Origin of the sequence: Pseudomonas sp. SL4(2022) (assembly GCF_026625725.1) — a bacterium.
Lineage (GTDB): Bacteria > Pseudomonadota > Gammaproteobacteria > Pseudomonadales > Pseudomonadaceae > Aquipseudomonas.
Window position 1 is genome coordinate 4,023,751 of record NZ_CP113060.1, and the last position, 17,598, is coordinate 4,041,348.

At 59.2% G+C, this 17,598-nt stretch carries 13 protein-coding genes; 7 read left to right on the forward strand and 6 right to left on the reverse strand.

Features of this window, described 5'->3' with window-relative positions; translation table 11 throughout:
• Positions 1 to 196: 196 nt before the first annotated feature.
• Positions 197 to 1,762, forward strand: a complete 1,566-nt coding sequence (locus tag OU997_RS19020; RefSeq protein ID WP_108488332.1) for a methyl-accepting chemotaxis protein — start codon at positions 197 to 199, stop codon at positions 1,760 to 1,762.
• A gap of 43 nt (positions 1,763 to 1,805) precedes the next feature.
• Here the strand turns inward: OU997_RS19020 and OU997_RS19025 are convergent, their stop codons facing one another.
• On the reverse strand, positions 1,806 to 4,085 hold the full coding sequence (locus OU997_RS19025) for a fatty acid cis/trans isomerase (RefSeq protein ID WP_267808056.1): 2,280 nt from the start codon (positions 4,083 to 4,085) through the stop codon (positions 1,806 to 1,808).
• Positions 4,086 to 4,253: 168 nt separating this feature from the next.
• On the opposite strand from OU997_RS19025, the gene metH reads away from it, so the two are divergent.
• From metH to OU997_RS19040, 3 genes are all read left to right on the forward strand, one after another.
• Positions 4,254 to 7,970: a methionine synthase gene (gene metH, locus OU997_RS19030; RefSeq protein ID WP_267808057.1), complete on the forward strand. Its 3,717-nt coding sequence runs from the start codon at positions 4,254 to 4,256 to the stop codon at positions 7,968 to 7,970.
• A gap of 72 nt (positions 7,971 to 8,042) precedes the next feature.
• Complete coding sequence (locus OU997_RS19035; protein WP_267808058.1) at positions 8,043 to 8,696, forward strand: potassium channel family protein; 654 nt, start codon at positions 8,043 to 8,045, stop codon at positions 8,694 to 8,696.
• Between the two features lie 100 nt (positions 8,697 to 8,796).
• Positions 8,797 to 10,107: a diguanylate cyclase domain-containing protein gene (locus tag OU997_RS19040; RefSeq protein ID WP_108488335.1), complete on the forward strand. Its 1,311-nt coding sequence runs from the start codon at positions 8,797 to 8,799 to the stop codon at positions 10,105 to 10,107.
• Between the two features lie 99 nt (positions 10,108 to 10,206).
• Here OU997_RS19040 and cysK read toward each other — a convergent pair whose 3' ends face one another.
• A complete protein-coding gene (gene cysK / locus OU997_RS19045) occupies positions 10,207 to 11,181 on the reverse strand; it encodes a cysteine synthase A (protein WP_108488336.1) in 975 nt (324 codons plus the stop codon).
• Positions 11,182 to 11,395: 214 nt separating this feature from the next.
• Between cysK and OU997_RS19050 the strand changes: the two genes are divergently transcribed.
• Positions 11,396 to 12,241: an AAA family ATPase gene (locus OU997_RS19050; RefSeq protein ID WP_267808060.1), complete on the forward strand. Its 846-nt coding sequence runs from the start codon at positions 11,396 to 11,398 to the stop codon at positions 12,239 to 12,241.
• Positions 12,242 to 12,375: 134 nt separating this feature from the next.
• Positions 12,376 to 13,554 carry a vWA domain-containing protein gene (locus OU997_RS19055; protein WP_108488338.1) on the forward strand — a complete coding sequence of 393 codons (1,179 nt, stop codon included), beginning with the start codon at positions 12,376 to 12,378 and terminating at the stop codon, positions 13,552 to 13,554.
• Between the two features lie 26 nt (positions 13,555 to 13,580).
• Here OU997_RS19055 and OU997_RS19060 read toward each other — a convergent pair whose 3' ends face one another.
• The gene (locus OU997_RS19060; protein WP_267808062.1) at positions 13,581 to 14,459 is read right to left on the reverse strand and encodes a LysR family transcriptional regulator; all 879 of its coding nucleotides are present in this window, start codon (positions 14,457 to 14,459) and stop codon (positions 13,581 to 13,583) included.
• Positions 14,460 to 14,564: 105 nt separating this feature from the next.
• Here OU997_RS19060 and OU997_RS19065 point away from each other — a divergent pair, with 105 nt between their 5' ends.
• Complete coding sequence (locus OU997_RS19065) at positions 14,565 to 15,527, forward strand: DMT family transporter (protein WP_267808064.1); 963 nt, start codon at positions 14,565 to 14,567, stop codon at positions 15,525 to 15,527.
• Positions 15,528 to 15,785: 258 nt separating this feature from the next.
• Here OU997_RS19065 and OU997_RS19070 read toward each other — a convergent pair whose 3' ends face one another.
• From OU997_RS19070 to OU997_RS19080, 3 genes are read right to left on the reverse strand one after another with little or no spacing between them, the layout of a single operon-like run.
• A complete protein-coding gene (locus OU997_RS19070) occupies positions 15,786 to 16,310 on the reverse strand; it encodes a DUF2937 family protein (protein WP_267808065.1) in 525 nt (174 codons plus the stop codon).
• A gap of 20 nt (positions 16,311 to 16,330) precedes the next feature.
• A complete protein-coding gene (locus OU997_RS19075) occupies positions 16,331 to 17,107 on the reverse strand; it encodes a class II glutamine amidotransferase (protein WP_267808066.1) in 777 nt (258 codons plus the stop codon).
• The gene (locus OU997_RS19080; RefSeq protein WP_108488343.1) at positions 17,100 to 17,543 is read right to left on the reverse strand and encodes an HIT family protein; all 444 of its coding nucleotides are present in this window, start codon (positions 17,541 to 17,543) and stop codon (positions 17,100 to 17,102) included. Before OU997_RS19080 ends, OU997_RS19075 begins: the two co-directional genes overlap by 8 nt.
• Between the last annotated feature and the right edge of the window lie 55 nt (positions 17,544 to 17,598).

Here is a 17,598-nt window from a genome sequence, read left to right on the forward strand (position 1 = left end):
CAAGGCGCGCATCATAGCCGACTCACCGCTGTATGCTTAAAGTCAACGTGACTATTCCTGCGCAGATAGCAAGAATGCGCGCCCAAAGCCTCAAGCCTGAGCCCTGGAGCATTTCCAGCCCAGATGCGGTTCCGCAGCTAAACTTCCGGCGGCTGCGGCCGAAGTACCGATAACGACAAAAGGAATAGAACTCACCATGCGCAATAATCAGCCCATTACACAACGTGAGCGCACATTCCCGGCGCAGCAACGACTCATTTCCACCACGGATCTCAAAGGTCAGATCACTTATTGCAACGACGCCTTTGTGGACATTAGTGGTTTCACTCGCGAGGAGTTGATCAGGGCGCCGCACAACCTCGTACGCCACCCGGATGTGCCTCCTGCTGTGTTTCAACACATGTGGGATACCCTGAAGAAAGGCCGCCCTTGGATGGGCATCGTCAAAAACCGTTGCAAGAGCGGTGACCACTATTGGGTCAATGCTTATGTCACACCGGTGACTGAACACAATCAGGTCATTGGCTATGAATCTGTTCGAGTCAAACCCACTGCCGAGCAGGTTCGCCGCGCGGAAGCCCTTTATCAACGGATCAATAGCGGCAAGTCAGCGATCCCCAGCACTGATCGCTGGCTACCAATCGTGCAGGATTGGCTGCCATTTATTCTGGTCAGCCAGATCGGCTTCCTGATCGGCGCCTGGCTGGACTCCAGTTGGGGCTTTGCACTCGCTGCAGGGTTATCTATACCGCTTGGCCTGGCAGGGCTTAACTGGCAGCAACGTGGCCTCGCACGCCTGCTACGCCTGGCTGATCAGACCACTTCCGACCCACTGATTGCGCAGATGTATACCGACAGCCGTGGCGATCAGGGGCGTCTGGAAATGTCCATTCTGAGCCAGGAGGCGCGCCTGAAAACCTGCCTGACACGCCTGCAGGACACCGCTGAGCAACTCGCTCAGCAAGCCAAACGAGCCGATACACTTGCTCACAGCAGTTCCGCCGGGCTTGAACGCCAGCGCAATGAAACCGATCAAGTCGCAACAGCCATCAATGAGATGGCCGCCACCACGCTGGAAGTTGCCAGCAATGTGGCACGCACGGCCATCGCCACTCAGGATGCCAATCGCTTGACCAGTGCCGGCCGCAGCATCGCCAGCGAAACCCGTCAGGCTATCCAGCGCCTCTCGCAGTCTGTTGGCGATACCGGTGAGACCGTGACTCGCCTGGCCCATGACAGCAATCAGATCGGAGGTGTGGTCGATGTGATCAAGGGCATTGCTGATCAGACCAATCTGCTCGCGCTCAATGCCGCTATCGAAGCGGCGCGCGCCGGTGACATGGGACGTGGTTTTGCCGTGGTAGCCGATGAAGTCCGTTCGCTTGCGCAACGCACGGCCGAATCCACCGGACAGATCCATCAGTTGATCGCCAAGCTGCAACGCACCGCCGAAGAAGCGGTGATGACCATGGAAATCGGCCGCAAACAGGCTGATGAAGGGGTTGAACGCGTGCAGCAGGCCGATGAGGCCCTGGCCGGTATCAGCGAAGCGGTAGCCAATATCACCGATATGGCCAACCAGATTTCCGCAGCCGCCGAAGAGCAGAGCGCCGTTGCCGATGAGGTCAACCGCAGCATCACCACCATTGCCCAGTTAGCCGATCAGACCTCAGGCGAGGCCCATGACACGGCCCTGCTCAGTGCGGCGCTGATGGCCACAGCCAACGGCCAGTATGCTCTGGTTGAACGCTTCAACCGCTAACCATATCGGCGCACTGCCGCGCAGTGCGCCACCTGCCCGCGCCCTATAAATTCTCATATCGATTCATATCCAGCACGCCGGCTTCCACTGGCTCGATCTGCTGGATATAGGCCGACATATCGTGGAAGTAATGCCAAAACTGCGGATGTGTACGGCGAATCCCCCAGCGCTCGACCACCTTATCGAAGGCTGATTGATCACGCGCCTGTTCCAGCGCAGTGACAAACGCCGCTACCTGCTCTGCCGGGATGTTGAAGATGAAGTTCGGGTAACTGCTGAACACCCCCGGGTACACCGTCAGGGTATCCAGAGTGGGCTGGTAGCGCAGTTCCTCGCCCAGCATAAAGGCCACATTGCTGTGCGCACGGTTGCGCAACAGGCTGTAAACCTCGCGCTGCCCTCCAGCCAGTTCTACGCGTAAAAGTGTGGTTTCCGGCAACTGGTTGATCACCTTGAGCGTGCCACCCGGTTTACCGGTCAGGCGGCTCAGGGATTGCTCGGCACGCTGTAACTCGGAGGCTATACCGGACCGATGACAATGCGCACCCGTGCAGCGGTTGATCGGGTCAGGCCGGGCGTTCAGGCTGCCGTAACGTTCCAGCAGCGCCCCGGCAAAGCTGCGTTTCGGGTCACCCGCTGCCAAGCGCAGTGCGCTTGGGCTGTCACTGTCGATGGCCTGATAGTCCAGCCAGACCTTCAGCTTGCCACTGCTCTGGTACCAATCACTCAGATAGCCCTGGCGCGACTCAGCCGGCATGAGGCGCAGGAAGTTGACCTCGGCACCATTGCGAATCAGGTCAAAATACAAGCGGGTCTGCGCCTGGTGCGAAACGTTGCCAAACACATCGAAGTTCACTACCAGTTGGTAGTACGTACGCTCCAGCAGTGGGTAGTCCATCCACCAGAGGGTTTGCGGCACTTCGCCAATCAGCCCTTTGCTCACTGACGCGCTGTCGTGATGGCGGAAGATCGACAGCAGTGCGTTGTCGTTGCCGGCCCAGATATGCGACCAACTCGCCGCTGGCGCATCAGCGTAGCGCTGCATGCGCAGCGCTTCATAGGCATTGCGCTTGTCCCGGTAGCTGCGCCACAGGCCCGGTAAATCGGTGATGCCATCAAGCTGTCCCGGCATGGCCAATAACCCGGTGGCCTCCTCACGGTATTGCGCATCAGTGATGTAAAGGTCGTGCTGTGGGTCCTGGAACATCGCCCAGAAGTTATCGCGAATCACATCCGTGGCGATCTGCCCACGGCAAACTGGCCCGCGAATAAACGTGCGCACAAAGTATTCGGCGTTATCCAGCATGAACTGATAACGCGCCTGGGGCGGAATCGCGGCAAAGGTCTCGAATGGATTGGCGCGGCGCTGCAGGCCATATCCGGGCACAGCGTCGGCCTGCCAGTCACTGGCAAAGAACAATGCTTTGACCCGCGCCAGCTTCGCTGCACTCAACCCGTAGGTGATATGGGTCTTGTGCACGATCACCCCCTGCACGGGGATCAACCGGTAGTAGAACTCGGTGCCGGGATCATCATTGGGTCGCCGCGTAGCGATGATGTCCACCGGCTGGCCGCTGGGCGTGCGCGAACGCACCATCTGGAAGAAGTGCCCCGGCTCACCATCGGTAAAATACAGGTGGGCGAGAAACAGATGCTCGTAGAGCCAGCGCGAAACCAGCGACTCGCGGGCACCGGGAGCATTCATAAAAGCGTCCCAATTGGCGATCTGCTGCGCCTCAGCCGCACTGGCCTGCAGCGTTTGCTGATCGACCGGCGCGCCCTCGGCCAGCCAACGCTGGAGCGTCTGGTAGTCCGCCTCGCTCAAGCCGGTAACGGCAAACGGCATGCCTGCCTGCGGATTTTTACGGGCAAACGCCTCAAACTCCTGCGGAAGCGGACATTGGTTGACCCGGTTGATGCCGATAGCCAACCCGGCCGGCAGTTTGCTATTGGCCGCAAACGGCTGCTGATGACCCAGTTCCAGCATACGGGCCATTAAAGCGGCCTGACTGCCCTGCTGATCCAGCACAGACACAAAGTCCTTACGCCGCCACGCGGCCTCACCGTGGGCATCAACAAACAGCCGTGTAGTGGCCTGCGCCTGGGTGCGCGTGCCGTTATACACCGTGGCCTTACTGGCGCCGCGCAGCACACCTTCACCACTGCCCAGATTAAGCTGGCAGGCCGCGTCGTAGCAGGCATGGCAGGCCACGCAGTTCTTGGTAAAAATTGGTTGGATATCGCGGCTGTAGGAGATGGGTTCGGCCGCCTGTAATGAGCCGATGAACAATAAACACACGCCAAGTAGTAAACGGCAGACCATGGAAACATCTCTAAAAAGGCTCAAGTGCCGATTCTAGCTGGCGTCGGTTAGCAAAGGCCAACCCGCAAACATGAGTAAGATTCATGTAAAAGCGCAGCCCACTGCAAAAGCGTGCAGCTTTGTTATCATCGCGCATCTTTTTTTCACGCGTCCCAGGTAGTTCTCTCCATGTCTCTGTCCGATCGCAGCGCCCGCCTCCACGCACTTCAGCAAGCCCTGAAGGAACGCATCCTGATCCTCGACGGCGGCATGGGCACCATGATCCAGAGCTACAAGCTGGAAGAAGCCGATTACCGTGGCGAACGCTTCGCCGACTGGCCGCAGGACGTCAAAGGCAACAACGACCTGCTGATCCTGAGCCGTCCCGACGTGATCGGCGCAATCGAGAAAGCCTACCTGGATGCCGGCGCAGACATCCTTGAAACCAACACCTTCAACGCCACCCAGGTGTCCCAGGCCGACTACGGCATGGAAAGCCTGGTGTATGAGTTGAACATCGAAGGCGCGCGCCTGGCCCGCCGCGTGGCCGATGCCAAGACCCTGGAAACCCCGGATCGCCCGCGCTTCGTTGCCGGCGTACTGGGCCCAACCAGCCGCACCTGCTCGATCTCCCCGGACGTCAACAACCCCGGCTACCGCAACGTCACCTTCGACGAGTTGGTGGAAAACTACGTGGAAGCCACCCGCGGCCTGATTGAAGGCGGCGCGGACATGATCCTCATCGAAACCATCTTCGATACTTTGAACGCCAAAGCGGCGATCTTCGCCGTGCAGGAAGTCTTCGAGCAGCAAGGCTTCGAGCTGCCGATCATGATTTCCGGGACCATCACCGACGCTTCCGGCCGCACCCTCTCCGGGCAGACCACCGAAGCCTTCTGGAACTCCGTGCGCCACGCCAAGCCGATTTCCGTGGGCCTGAACTGCGCCCTCGGTGCCAGTGACCTGCGCCCGTATCTGGAAGAGTTGGCCAACAAAGCCGACACCTTTGTCTCTGCGCACCCCAACGCCGGCTTGCCGAATGCCTTTGGTGAATACGACGAAACCCCGGCGGAAATGGCAGTGGTGGTCGAAGAGTTTGCCGCCTCGGGCTTTTTGAACATCGTCGGCGGCTGCTGTGGCACCACGCCGGCGCACATTCAGGCGATTGCCGAAGCGGTGAGCAAATACCCGCCGCGGGTCATCCCGGATATTCCCAAAGCCTGCCGCTTGTCGGGTCTTGAGCCCTTCACCATCGACCGCAACTCGCTGTTTATCAACGTCGGCGAGCGCACCAACATCACCGGTTCGGCCAAATTCGCCCGGCTGATCCGCGAGGACAACTACACCGAAGCCCTGGAAGTCGCCCTGCAGCAGGTGGAAGCCGGCGCGCAGGTGATCGACATCAACATGGACGAGGGCATGTTGGATTCGCAGAAGGCCATGGTCACCTTCTTGAATCTGATTGCCGGTGAGCCGGACATTTCCCGCGTGCCGATCATGATCGACTCCTCCAAGTGGGAGGTGATCGAAGCCGGCCTCAAGTGCATCCAGGGCAAAGGCATCGTCAACTCGATTTCCATGAAGGAAGGCGTGGAGCAGTTCAAGCACCACGCCCGCCTCTGCAAGCGCTACGGCGCGGCTGTGGTGGTGATGGCCTTCGACGAAGTGGGGCAGGCCGACACCGCCGCACGCAAGAAAGAAATCTGCCAGCGCAGCTACGACATTCTGGTTAACGAAGTGGGCTTCCCGCCGGAAGACATCATCTTCGACCCGAACATCTTCGCCGTGGCCACCGGCATCGAGGAGCACAACAACTACGCGGTCGACTTTATCGAGGCCTGCGCCTACATCCGTGACGAACTGCCCTATGCCCTGAGCTCGGGCGGCGTGTCCAACGTGTCGTTCTCGTTCCGCGGCAACAACCCGGTGCGTGAAGCCATTCACTCGGTGTTCCTGTACTACGCGATCCAGAACGGCCTGACCATGGGCATCGTCAACGCCGGCCAGTTGGAAATCTACGACGAGATTCCCAAAGAGCTGCGCGACGCTGTAGAAGACGTAGTGCTCAACCGTAACGACGGCGCGACCGAAGCGCTGCTGGCCATTGCCGACAAATACAAGGGCGATGGCAGCGTTAAAGAAGCCGAAACCGAAGAATGGCGCAACCTGAGCGTTGAAGAACGGCTCAAGCACGCGCTGGTCAAAGGCGTGACCACGCACATCGTCGAAGACACCGAAGAATTCCGCCAGCAGTGCGCGCGCCCCATCGAGGTGATCGAAGGCCCGCTGATGGCAGGCATGAACGTGGTCGGTGACCTGTTCGGCGCGGGCAAAATGTTCCTGCCGCAGGTGGTGAAATCCGCCCGCGTGATGAAGCAAGCGGTGGCGCACCTGATCCCCTTTATCGAAGCCGAAAAAGGCGAAAAGCCGGAAGCCAAGGGCAAAATTCTCATGGCCACGGTCAAGGGCGACGTGCACGACATCGGCAAAAACATCGTTGGCGTGGTGCTCGGCTGTAACGGTTACGATATCGTCGATTTGGGTGTGATGGTGCCCGCCGAGAAAATCCTGCAGGTGGCCAAGGATGAGAAGTGCGACATCATCGGCCTGTCCGGCCTGATCACCCCGTCACTGGATGAAATGGTGCATGTCGCCCGCGAAATGCAGCGTCAGGGCTTTCACCTGCCGTTGATGATCGGTGGCGCCACCACCTCCAAAGCTCACACAGCGGTGAAGATCGAGCCCAAGTACCAGAACGACGCTGTGGTTTACGTCACCGACGCCTCGCGCGCGGTCGGCGTGGCCACGCAGTTGCTGTCCAAAGAGCTGAAAGCCGACTTCGTTGAGCGCACCCGCCTCGACTACATCGAGGTGCGCGAGCGCACCGCTAACCGCAGCGCCCGCACCGAGCGTTTGAGCTACGCCGCCTCGGTTGCCAACAAGCCGCAGTTTGACTGGGCCCATTACCAGCCCAGCGTGCCGAGCTTTACCGGCGTCAAGGTGCTGGACAATATCGACCTGGCCACTCTGGCCGAGTACATCGACTGGACGCCGTTCTTTATCTCCTGGGATTTGGCCGGCAAATTCCCGCGCATCCTCACCGATGAAGTGGTCGGCGAAGCCGCGACGGCCTTGTACGCCGATGCCCAGGCCATGCTGAAAAAACTGATCGACGAAAAACTCATCAGTGCCCGTGCCGTGTTCGGCTTTTGGCCCGCCAACCAGGTGAATGATGACGACCTGGATGTCTACGCCGATAACGGTGACAAGCTGGCCACCCTGCACCACCTGCGCCAGCAGACCATCAAACCGGACGGCAAGCCAAACTACTCGCTGGCCGACTTTGTTGCGCCGAAAGACAGCGGCATCACCGACTACGTCGGCGGTTTTATCACCACCGCCGGTATCGGTGCTGAGGAAGTGGCCAAGGCCTATCAGGACGCTGGCGACGACTACAACTCGATCATGGTCAAAGCCCTGGCCGACCGCCTGGCCGAAGCCTGCGCCGAGTGGCTGCACAAAGAGGTGCGCACCACCTATTGGGGCTATGAGCCGGACGAACAGTTGAGCAATGACGAGCTGATCAAGGAAGCCTACAAAGGTATCCGCCCCGCTCCCGGCTACCCAGCCTGCCCGGATCACACCGAGAAAAAGACCCTGTTCACCCTGCTCGACCCAGCGGCCGCATTCAACAAAGCGGGCGACAGCGGCGTGTTCCTCACCGAGCACTACGCCATGTTCCCGGCGGCGGCCGTGTCCGGCTGGTACTTCGCCCACCCGCAAGCGCAGTACTTCGCCGTCGGCAAAATCGACAAGGATCAGGTGGAAAGCTACACCGCCCGGAAAAAGCAGGACCTCAACGTCAGCGAGCGTTGGTTGGCACCGAACCTGGGCTACGATAATTAAGGTATGTAGCAATCAAGCCCGCAGCTGCGGGCTTTTTTGTGACCATCGTCAGCATTGATAAACAAGGATCGTATGTCGCCCATTGCCTATGTAACCCGCCACCCTTCTGCCGGCCTGCTGTTCGTGCAACTGCTTGGCGTATTGCTTTACCCCTGGATGGAAAGCACCGCGCTTGGCCGCGCACTCTTCGGTTCATTCGGTCTGGTGGTGCTGGGCCTCGCCTTGCATGTGGTCAAACGCAGTCCAACCCAAAGCTGGATCGCCGTGATGCTGGCAGTGCTGGTGCTGGCACTGTCGGTACTCGACATACTGCTTCCTTCTGCAACCCTGAAATGGCTGGTCGCCCTGGTTGAGGCAGTCTTTTACTTTTATGCCGCCGCCAGCCTCATCGCCTACATGACCGCTGACCAGCACGCGACAACCGATGAGCTTTACGCAGTGGGTGCGACGTTCACCTTGCTCGCCTGGGCTTTCGCCTACCTATTCAATGTTTGTCAGCTGCTGCTACCCGGCAGTTTTGTGGCAATGGTTGATCCACAGAATGCCCGCAGCTGGATGGAGCTGTTGTTTCTCAGCTTTACCACTCTTTCAGGCGTTGGCCTGGGCGATATTCTGCCAGTCACACCCATGGCACGGGCGCTGGTGATGATTGAAGAGTTTGCCGGCGTCATGTACCTGGCGCTCGTTGTCTCGCGGTTGATCGCATTGCCGATCAACAGGCGTTAAACCCTCATGCTAGAGCCCCCTGTAATGAGCACAAAGAGCGGCATAATGCCATTATGCAACCATTACCCAGCCAACCTCCCACAGTGCGAAACCTAAGCCAATGCCTGCCATAGTCTTTGTCGCCGGCGGCCTGCTGCTTTTGTCGCTGCTGCTCTGGTCACTTAACACTCGACGCACCATGCACGTTCAGCTAGGCGTCTACGAACAGCTGCTGAATACGCTCTCGGATGCCGTGTTACAACTCGATCGCAACGGCAAAATCGATCAATACAACCCTGCTGCCGCTCAACTGTTGGGCAAGAGAGCTGACGAACTTCTGGGTGCATGCGTCTCGGACTATCTACCAACGCTGCAGCTCAATCTGGAAACTGCAGCCACCCAATGCCTGGAGATTGTCGCAAACTCCGGACATCGTCTGAAAATCGAAGCCAGATGCCTGCGCCTTGGCCATGCTAAAACCCTTGTACTGCTTCAACCGAGTCATGAACCCTGTCGTTCACAGGAAGATATCGAGCGATTCAAACGCAGCCAGTATTTTGCTCGTATCGGCACCTGGGACTGGGAGATCAACACCAACCGTTTGTACTGGTCAGACGCGATCTACACCATGTTCGGCCATAAGATAGGCAGTGTGACACCGAGCTACGATCTGTTCTGCGCAAGCGTGCACCCAGACGATCGCGAGCGTGTGCGCGCTGGGGAACTGCGCTGCATCGAAACCGGTGAAAATCATGACGAGGAATACCGCGTAATCTGGGCCGATGGCAGCATGCGCTGGCTGCGAGAAACCGGCAATGTGGTCAAAGATGCTCAGGGTAGCGCGGTGAAAATGATGGGGGTGGTGCGCGATATCACCGAGGAGAAAGCCTGGGCTCAGCAGCTGCATCAATTGGCGCATCACGATGTTTTAACCGGTCTGCCTAACCGTCTGGTATTCGAGGATCGCCTGGGCAATGCCCTGAAACGCGCCCAACGCAACAGCACTCGCGTAGCCCTGGTGTTTATCGACCTTAACGGGTTCAAGGCCATCAACGATGCATATGGCCATGCCGCAGGAGATGAAGTGCTGATCACCACCGCGCAACGGCTCAAAGGCGCATTGCGCGCCTCCGATAGCGTGGCACGCATCGGTGGAGATGAATTTGTCGTGATTGTCGAAGGTCTGGCACTCAACAGCAGCCTGGAGCAGGAAGCTCAGACAATCAGCGAAAAACTCTTCGCAACACTGCTGGCACCCTTGGCTATCGCCGGTAAATCGCAGTGTATCGGTGCCAGCCTGGGCGTTGCTGCTTACCCGGATCACGCATCAAGCATGGATCGACTGATTCACATCGCGGATCTGGCCATGTACGAGGCCAAGCGCGGCGGCGAAAATCAGTACCGCCTGGGCAGCAAACGCTCACACGACTGACTCGTCCCGCATAAGTTGTATACGAAAGCAGCCCGCGCTAGGCGGGCTGTGGGTAATCCGTCATCACGGCCAGCGGCATGCGACCCAAGGCCTGGACGTTTACTGCTGCAATTCCTGCTCGGTGAACATGTCACTGAACAGCATGCTCGACAGGTAGCGTTCGCCGGAATCCGGCAGGATCACCACGATGGTTTTGCCTTGCATGCCCGGCTCATTGGCCAGGCGCAGGGCCACGGCCATGGCGGCGCCGCAGGAGATACCGCAGAGGATGCCTTCTTCGCGCATCAGGCGCAGGGCAACCGCTTTGGCGTCGTCATCGCTGACCTGTTCAACGCGGTCCACCATGCTCAAATCCAGGTTACCGGGGACGAAGCCTGCGCCAATGCCCTGAATTTTGTGTGGGCTGGGTTTGACCTCTTCACCGGCCAAGGTTTGGCTGATGACCGGCGAGCTGATCGGCTCCACCGCTACGGAAAGAATGGCCTTGCCCTGGGTCTGTTTGATGTAACGGGACACACCGGTAATGGTACCGCCGGTGCCGACGCCCGAGACCAGCACATCAATCGCGCCGTCGGTGTCGTTCCAGATTTCCGGGCCGGTGGTCTTTTCATGAATCGCCGGGTTGGCCGGGTTGTTGAACTGCTGCGGCATAAAATAAGTGTTGGCATCGGAGGCGGCGATTTCTGCGGCTTTTTCAATAGCACCCTTCATGCCCTTGGCCGGCTCGGTCAGCACCAACTCAGCGCCCAGCGCCTTGAGTACCTTGCGGCGTTCCAAACTCATGGACGCAGGCATGGTCAGCAGCAGCTTGTAGCCACGCGCCGCCGCGACAAACGCCAGGCCGATGCCGGTGTTGCCGGAGGTAGGCTCGACAATGGTCATGCCGGGTTTGAGTACGCCGCGCTCTTCGGCGTCCCAAATCATGCTCGCGCCGATCCGACACTTCACCGAATACGCCGGGTTACGCCCTTCGATCTTGGCCAGGATGGTTACACCAGCAGGCCCCAGCCGGTTGATTCTGACCAGCGGAGTGTTGCCAATGGCCTGGGCGTTGTCAGTAAAGATGCGGCTCATGACGATGTCCTTGTGCGGTAGTTGCCGAAAGTCCGCCAGACTAAAACGCCCGCGCGCTTGCGTCTAGCACGGTAACAGACGCTCGGTGACCCGCCATTCAGTGACTGAATGCCCCGTCTGCGTTCACAGTCGCCGGGGCTGCGCGTTATAGTCTGGTTTTCACCTACCGAACCCGCGGGTATGGCCCTGCGCGTTACCGTTCGAGGATTTACCGATGAAGTTCGAAGGCACCCAGTCCTACGTCGCCACCGACGACCTCAAGCTCGCGGTCAATGCCGCCATCACCCTGCAGCGCCCGCTGCTGGTCAAGGGCGAGCCGGGCACTGGTAAAACCATGCTGGCTGAGCAACTGGCTGAATCATTCGGCGCACGCTTGATCACCTGGCACATCAAATCCACCACCAAGGCTCATCAGGGCCTGTACGAGTACGACGCGGTCAGCCGCCTGCGTGACTCGCAACTGGATTCGGACAAAGTTCACGATGTGCGCAACTACATCAAGAAAGGCAAACTCTGGGAGGCTTTTGAGTCCGAAGAGCGCGTCATTCTGCTGATCGACGAAATCGACAAGGCCGACATCGAGTTCCCTAACGACCTGCTGCAAGAACTCGACAAGATGGAGTTCTACGTTTACGAGACCAACGAGACGATCAAGGCCAAGCAACGCCCGATCATCATCATCACCTCGAACAACGAAAAAGAACTGCCGGACGCCTTCCTGCGCCGCTGCTTCTTCCACTACATCGCCTTCCCGGATCGCGCGACCCTGCAGAAGATCGTCGATGTGCACTACCCCAACATCAAAAAAGACCTGGTCGCTGAAGCGCTGGACGTGTTCTTCGACGTGCGCAAAGTACCGGGCCTGAAGAAAAAGCCGTCCACCAGCGAGCTGGTTGATTGGCTGAAACTGCTGATGGCCGACAACATCGGCGAAGCCGTGCTGCGCGAACGCGACCCCACCAAGGCCATCCCGCCGCTGGCCGGTGCGCTGGTCAAGAACGAGCAGGATGTGCAGTTGCTTGAGCGCCTGGCCTTTATGAGCCGCCGCGCTTCGCGTTAAGAGACACGAGTCTCGACCTGTAGGAGCCAGCTTGCTGGCGATCCAGCACACTGCTGATGCACCTGATCGCCAGCAAGCTGGCTCCTACACAGAGCGCCCCAACCGGGAATGATTCTGCAAGTGAGGACGCAGCCATGCTGCTCAACCTATTCAATGAAATGCGCGCCGCCAAGGTACCGGTGTCGGTGCGCGAGCTGCTCGACCTGATCAACGCGTTGAAGCACAACGTGGTGTTCGCCGATATGGACGAGTTCTATTTCCTCTCGCGCACCATTCTGGTCAAGGACGAGCGGCATTTCGACAAGTTCGACCGCGCGTTCGGGGCCTACTTCAAGGGCCTGGAAAACCTCAACCAGCACATCGAGGCGCTGATCCCCGATGAGTGGCTGCGCAAGGAGTTCGAGCGTTCGCTGACCGATGAGGAACGCGCCAAGATCGAATCCCTCGGCGGCCTGGACAAGTTGATCGAGGAATTCAAAAAGCGCCTCGAAGAGCAAAAAGAACGCCACGAAGGCGGCAACAAGTGGATCGGCACCGGCGGCACCAGCCCGTTCGGCTCTGGCGGCTATAACCCGGAAGGCATCCGCGTGGGTGACGCCGGCAAGCGTCAGGGCAAGGCGGTCAAGGTCTGGGATCAGCGCGAGTACAAAAACCTCGACGATCAGGTCGAGCTGGGGACGCGCAATATCAAGGTGGCCCTGCGCCGCCTGCGCAAGTTTGCGCGCCAAGGTGCACAAGACGAGCTGGACCTGGACGGCACCATCGACCACACCGCCAAAGACGGCGGTCTGCTGAACATTCAAATGCGTCCAGAGCGGCGCAACGCGGTGAAGCTGCTGATCCTCTTCGACATCGGCGGCTCGATGGACGCCCACGTCAAGGTGTGCGAAGAGCTGTTTTCCGCCTGCAAAACCGAGTTCAAGCACATGGAGTATTTCTACTTCCATAACTGTGTGTACGAGTCGGTGTGGAAGAACAACCTGCGCCGCACGTCTGAGCGTTTCTCCACGCAAGACCTGCTGCACAAGTATGGCGCGGACTACAAAGTGGTGTTCGTCGGCGATGCGGCCATGGCCCCTTACGAAATCACCCAGGCCGGCGGCAGCGTCGAGCACTGGAACGAGGAGCCGGGTTACGTCTGGATCAAGCGTTTTATGGAGAAGTACAAAAAGCTTATCTGGATCAACCCGTACCCCAAAGACAGTTGGAGCTACACCGCCTCGACCAACATCATGCGTGAGTTGCTCGAAGACCAGATGTACCCGCTGACGCTGCAAGGCCTGGAAGAAGGCATGCGCTTTCTCTCCAAGTAAACAACGGGCCTTCGGGCCCGTTTTACTTAGTCAGCCTCGGCCGTCAGGCAATCGACCAACTCGGCGGCAAAGCCCGACAACAGCGCCCGCTTACGCACACAGACTTTCAAATCGCGCTGCGCCCAGGGTTCTTCCAACTCAATGATTGGCAACCCGCGCTCGCTCACCGCACTGCGCGGCACCAAACCAATGCCCACACCCGCCGCGACCATACGGCACACAGCCTCAAAGCTGCGCACCTGAATACGCACCTCCAAGTGCCGACCCAAGGCTGCGGCTGCATTCATGGTGAAGGTGTGGATGGCCGAACCGGCGTGCAGCATCACAAAGGGATACTCCAGCACCTGCACAAACGGGCAGTGCTTGCGCGCAGCCAGCGGGTGCTCAGCAGGCGCGATCAGCACCAGACGATCGGCCTTGTAAGGAATCAGTTCGACATCGGCCCCCTCCATGGCCCCCGCCACCACGCCCACTTCCACTTCACCGCGCGCCACCGCCATCAACACATCCGGGCTGGTGTGTTCTTCGAGGGAGATACTCACTTGCGGATGACGCTGCAGGAATGTCGCCAAGCTGTCGGGCAAAAAGGTGTGCGTGGCGTGGGTGTTGGCCCACAGGCTGACATGCCCGCGCACGCCTTTGGCGTAGGGCGTGAGGTCGGCATGCATTTGTTCAAGCTGAGCAAAGACCTGCCGCGCATGGCGTAACAAGGCCTCGCCGGCGCGGGTCAGGCTGACGCCACGCGGCTCACGCAGCAGCAACGGCGTGCCAATCGACGCTTCCAACTGGCGCAAGCGATGGCTGGCAGAAGAAGCCGCCAGATGCACCCGTTCGGCACCACGGGTGAGGTTTTTCGCTTCGGCAATGGCGACAAACAAGCGCAGATCAACCAAGTCGTAGTGCATAGCGTTAGTTAATTCCGAACGATCAGTTAAGTAAAAGCCAATTCCAAAGCGATTCTAGCCCTCGCATCATTCGGATCAGAACAACTCTTTAGGGATTTATTCGCAATGCCATGGAAATCCTGGTCAGCCGATCGCATCGGCATCGCGCTGGCGATCCTTGCCGCCTTCGGCTTCTCGTTCAAAGCCATCTTCGTCAAGTTGGCCTACGCGGCCGCACCGGTGGATGCCGTCACCCTGCTCGCACTGCGCATGAGTTTTGCCTTACCCATCGCCCTGTGGGCCACGCTGTGGCTGTGCCGCGCCGCGCCGCCGCTCACCCGCAAGGACTGGGGCATGCTGCTGGTCCTGGGCCTGCTCGGTTATTACGGCGCGAGCATTCTCGATTTCATCGGCCTGCAGTACATCTCGGCGGCGCTGGAGCGGCTGATTCTGTTTATCTACCCGACCATGACCGTGTTGATCGGCGTGTTGTTTATGGGCAAGCGCCTAGAGAAACGCCAGATCGCCGCCCTGCTACTGTCTTACGCCGGGATTGCCCTGGCCTTTGCCCACGACTTGCACGTGGCCGAAGACCTGCACAGCGTATTGATCGGTGCCGCCTTTGTGTTCGGCTCGGCGCTGTCTTATGCGCTGTACAGCGCCGGGGCTGAAGTGGCGATTCACCGGCTGGGCACTATTCGCTTTGCTGCGCTGGCGATCATCGTGTCGACCTTTGCCACGCAGCTGCATTTTCTCGCCACCCAGCCGTTCAGCGCGTTGCAGTTACCGGTTGAGGTGTACGCCTACAGCGCAGCCATGGCGATTTTCTCGACGGTGCTGCCAATCTTCTGGCAATCGGCTGCGCTTCGCTTGATAGGCTCGGCGCGCACGGTGCTGATCGGTACGCTGGGGCCGGTGCTGACGATTGTGTTTGCCTGGATGCTGCTGGCGGAGCCGGTTTCACTGGCCCAGTTGGCGGGTGCGGCGTTGGTCGTGGCGGGCGTGTTGTTGGTGTCGCGGCGTAAAAAATTGCCGACTCTGCCGGCTGTTAACGAGGCTGCTTGTATTCAAGGCAGCAAGCAAGCATAAGAAAGTCCATGTACCCATTGCGTGTTGCGTGGCGATAAGGCGTAGGTTGGCGTTGAGCGCAGCGAAGCCCAACAGATTGCAGCATGTCTCGTTGGGCTTCGTCGCGCTGTTCCTCAACCCAACCTACACACGCAACCCAGCGCTGATGCGTATGACACGCTCTACCCAATGCATGCAACAGGGTATTGAGACATCGCCTCAATAAACGGATCAACTGAAACATCAAGGGCTCTTGCGAGCCCTTGAGGGTGATGCAACTCAGCGCCAATGGCGCTGCTGCACCTTCTGGCTGCGGCCCACACCCAGCAGCATGCCGAACAGCACCAGCAGGCTTTCGACCAGCCAGGCCAGTAGCAGCGCGCAGACGATGCCCCAGGTGATGGCCTCGGGCGCGAGCAGCACTTGGTAGCGATAAGCCGCAAACGTCTGCTCCAGCAGTTCGTGATCAGCCGTTGTGGCCAGATGCCAGAGCTGCGCATACCAAGGGCCTTGCATGGCCTTGGATTCACGCTCAAGAAAGGCCGAACGCTCGACCAGCGTACCCAGACTCTGCGCATCGCTGCGCATCACTGGGTCGGCGCTGGCCTGGTAATGGCTAACCAAGGCCACCAGATCGCCTTTGAAAAAGCGCCGAGCCGTTTCACGGAAGCCCTTGAGGCCCAAATCCGACTCAATGCGATGGGCTTCGACGCGCTTGCTGTAGTCGTCGATAAACCCGGGCACCTGAACCCCAACCAGCAAGCCCAGGGCAAACAAGGCCAACCGCAGATAGCTTCTAAACATTGCTTCCCTCCCCCTAATAATCAGCCTTCCATGCCTTGTGCCACACACTCACCGCCGCGCCACAGACGCCACTCGCCTGGCTGGTACAGTGTCCAGCTCTCGTTATCGGTCAACGGCTCGGTCGCCAAAACAGTGACCACATCATTGGGCGTGGTTTCTGCCTGAAAATCTACCTGCATGTCGGCATCTTTCAGATGCGCCGGGCCAAACGGCGCGCGCCGGGTGATATGCGCCAGCTTGCTGCTGCAAAAGCTGAACAGCCAGTCGCCATCACTGAGCAGGCAATTGAATACACCGTGCTGACGATAGCCGGCACAGGCACTGACCAAGGTGGGCAGCAACTGCTCCACCACAACCGGCTCGGGAAAGGCCTGACGCAAGCGATTGAGCAAATCGCAGAAGGCCGCTTCGCTGTCGGTGTCGCCAATTGGCCGGTAGTTATCCAATTGCGGGGCGAAATCGGCCAATTGGCCGTTGTGCGCAAAACACCAGTTACGCCCCCACATCTCGCGCACAAACGGATGGGTATTGGCCAGGCAGACGCGGCCAACATTGGCCTGGCGGATATGCCCGATTACCACTTCGCTCTTGATCGGGTAGCGCTGCACCAGCTGCGCCACCTCTGATTCGCTGCTGGCGCGCGGGTCCTGAAACAGCCGCAGACCACGCCCTTCGTAAAAGCCGATGCCCCAGCCATCGCGGTGCGGGCCAGTACGCCCGCCGCGCTGCATCAGGCCGGTAAAGCTGAAGATGATATCGGTCGGCACATTGGCGCTCATGCCCAGCAATTCACACATGGCGCAACGCCTCGCGCAGCTGCTGCGCCTCAATCGCCAGACGTGCCTCGATACGTTTACGCGCCAACGGCAGAAAACGCGTCAGGGCGCGCCACAGTAATTGCGTGACATCGCCGCTGCGTCGTGGAATCAGGTGCAGATGCAGGTGCGGCACATGCTGGTTGGCGGTCGGTCCGTCGTTGACCAGAAAGTTGATGCCCTGCTCGCCATACCCGGCCGCGCGCAAGGCCGCGGTCATGCGCTGCGCCAACGGCAGCAACCGCTCACCGGCAGCAGAGGAAAGGTCTTTGAGAAAGGGCGCATGTTCGCGGCTGACAATCAGCACATGGGCCGGGCGCAGGGGAAAGATATCCAGCAGGACGATAAAGTGCTCATCCTCATAAATACGTTCGGCAGGCAACTGCCCAGCAGCGATTGCACAGAACACACACTCCATAGCCCCTCCTTATAAATGACAGGCCATGCTGAACGGCTGTGTGCTGCGGCGCAAG

Excerpts from the sequence above, each read along its gene's own strand:
- OU997_RS19050 (WP_267808060.1), top strand. The coding sequence starts at position 11,396 with ATGAAGTTCGAAGGCACCCAGTCCTACGTCGCCACCGACGACCTCAAG.
- metH (WP_267808057.1), top strand. The coding sequence starts at position 4,254 with ATGTCTCTGTCCGATCGCAGCGCCCGCCTCCACGCACTTCAGCAAGCC.
- OU997_RS19060 (WP_267808062.1), bottom strand. The coding sequence starts at position 14,459 with ATGCACTACGACTTGGTTGATCTGCGCTTGTTTGTCGCCATTGCCGAA.
- OU997_RS19040 (WP_108488335.1), top strand. The coding sequence starts at position 8,797 with ATGCCTGCCATAGTCTTTGTCGCCGGCGGCCTGCTGCTTTTGTCGCTG.
- OU997_RS19075 (WP_267808066.1), bottom strand. The coding sequence starts at position 17,107 with ATGTGTGAATTGCTGGGCATGAGCGCCAATGTGCCGACCGATATCATC.
- OU997_RS19065 (WP_267808064.1), top strand. The coding sequence starts at position 14,565 with ATGCCATGGAAATCCTGGTCAGCCGATCGCATCGGCATCGCGCTGGCG.
- OU997_RS19055 (WP_108488338.1), top strand. The coding sequence starts at position 12,376 with ATGCTGCTCAACCTATTCAATGAAATGCGCGCCGCCAAGGTACCGGTG.
- OU997_RS19070 (WP_267808065.1), bottom strand. The coding sequence starts at position 16,310 with ATGTTTAGAAGCTATCTGCGGTTGGCCTTGTTTGCCCTGGGCTTGCTG.
- OU997_RS19020 (WP_108488332.1), top strand. The coding sequence starts at position 197 with ATGCGCAATAATCAGCCCATTACACAACGTGAGCGCACATTCCCGGCG.
- OU997_RS19080 (WP_108488343.1), bottom strand. The coding sequence starts at position 17,543 with ATGGAGTGTGTGTTCTGTGCAATCGCTGCTGGGCAGTTGCCTGCCGAA.
- cysK (WP_108488336.1), bottom strand. The coding sequence starts at position 11,181 with ATGAGCCGCATCTTTACTGACAACGCCCAGGCCATTGGCAACACTCCG.
- OU997_RS19035 (WP_267808058.1), top strand. The coding sequence starts at position 8,043 with ATGTCGCCCATTGCCTATGTAACCCGCCACCCTTCTGCCGGCCTGCTG.
- OU997_RS19025 (WP_267808056.1), bottom strand. The coding sequence starts at position 4,085 with ATGGTCTGCCGTTTACTACTTGGCGTGTGTTTATTGTTCATCGGCTCA.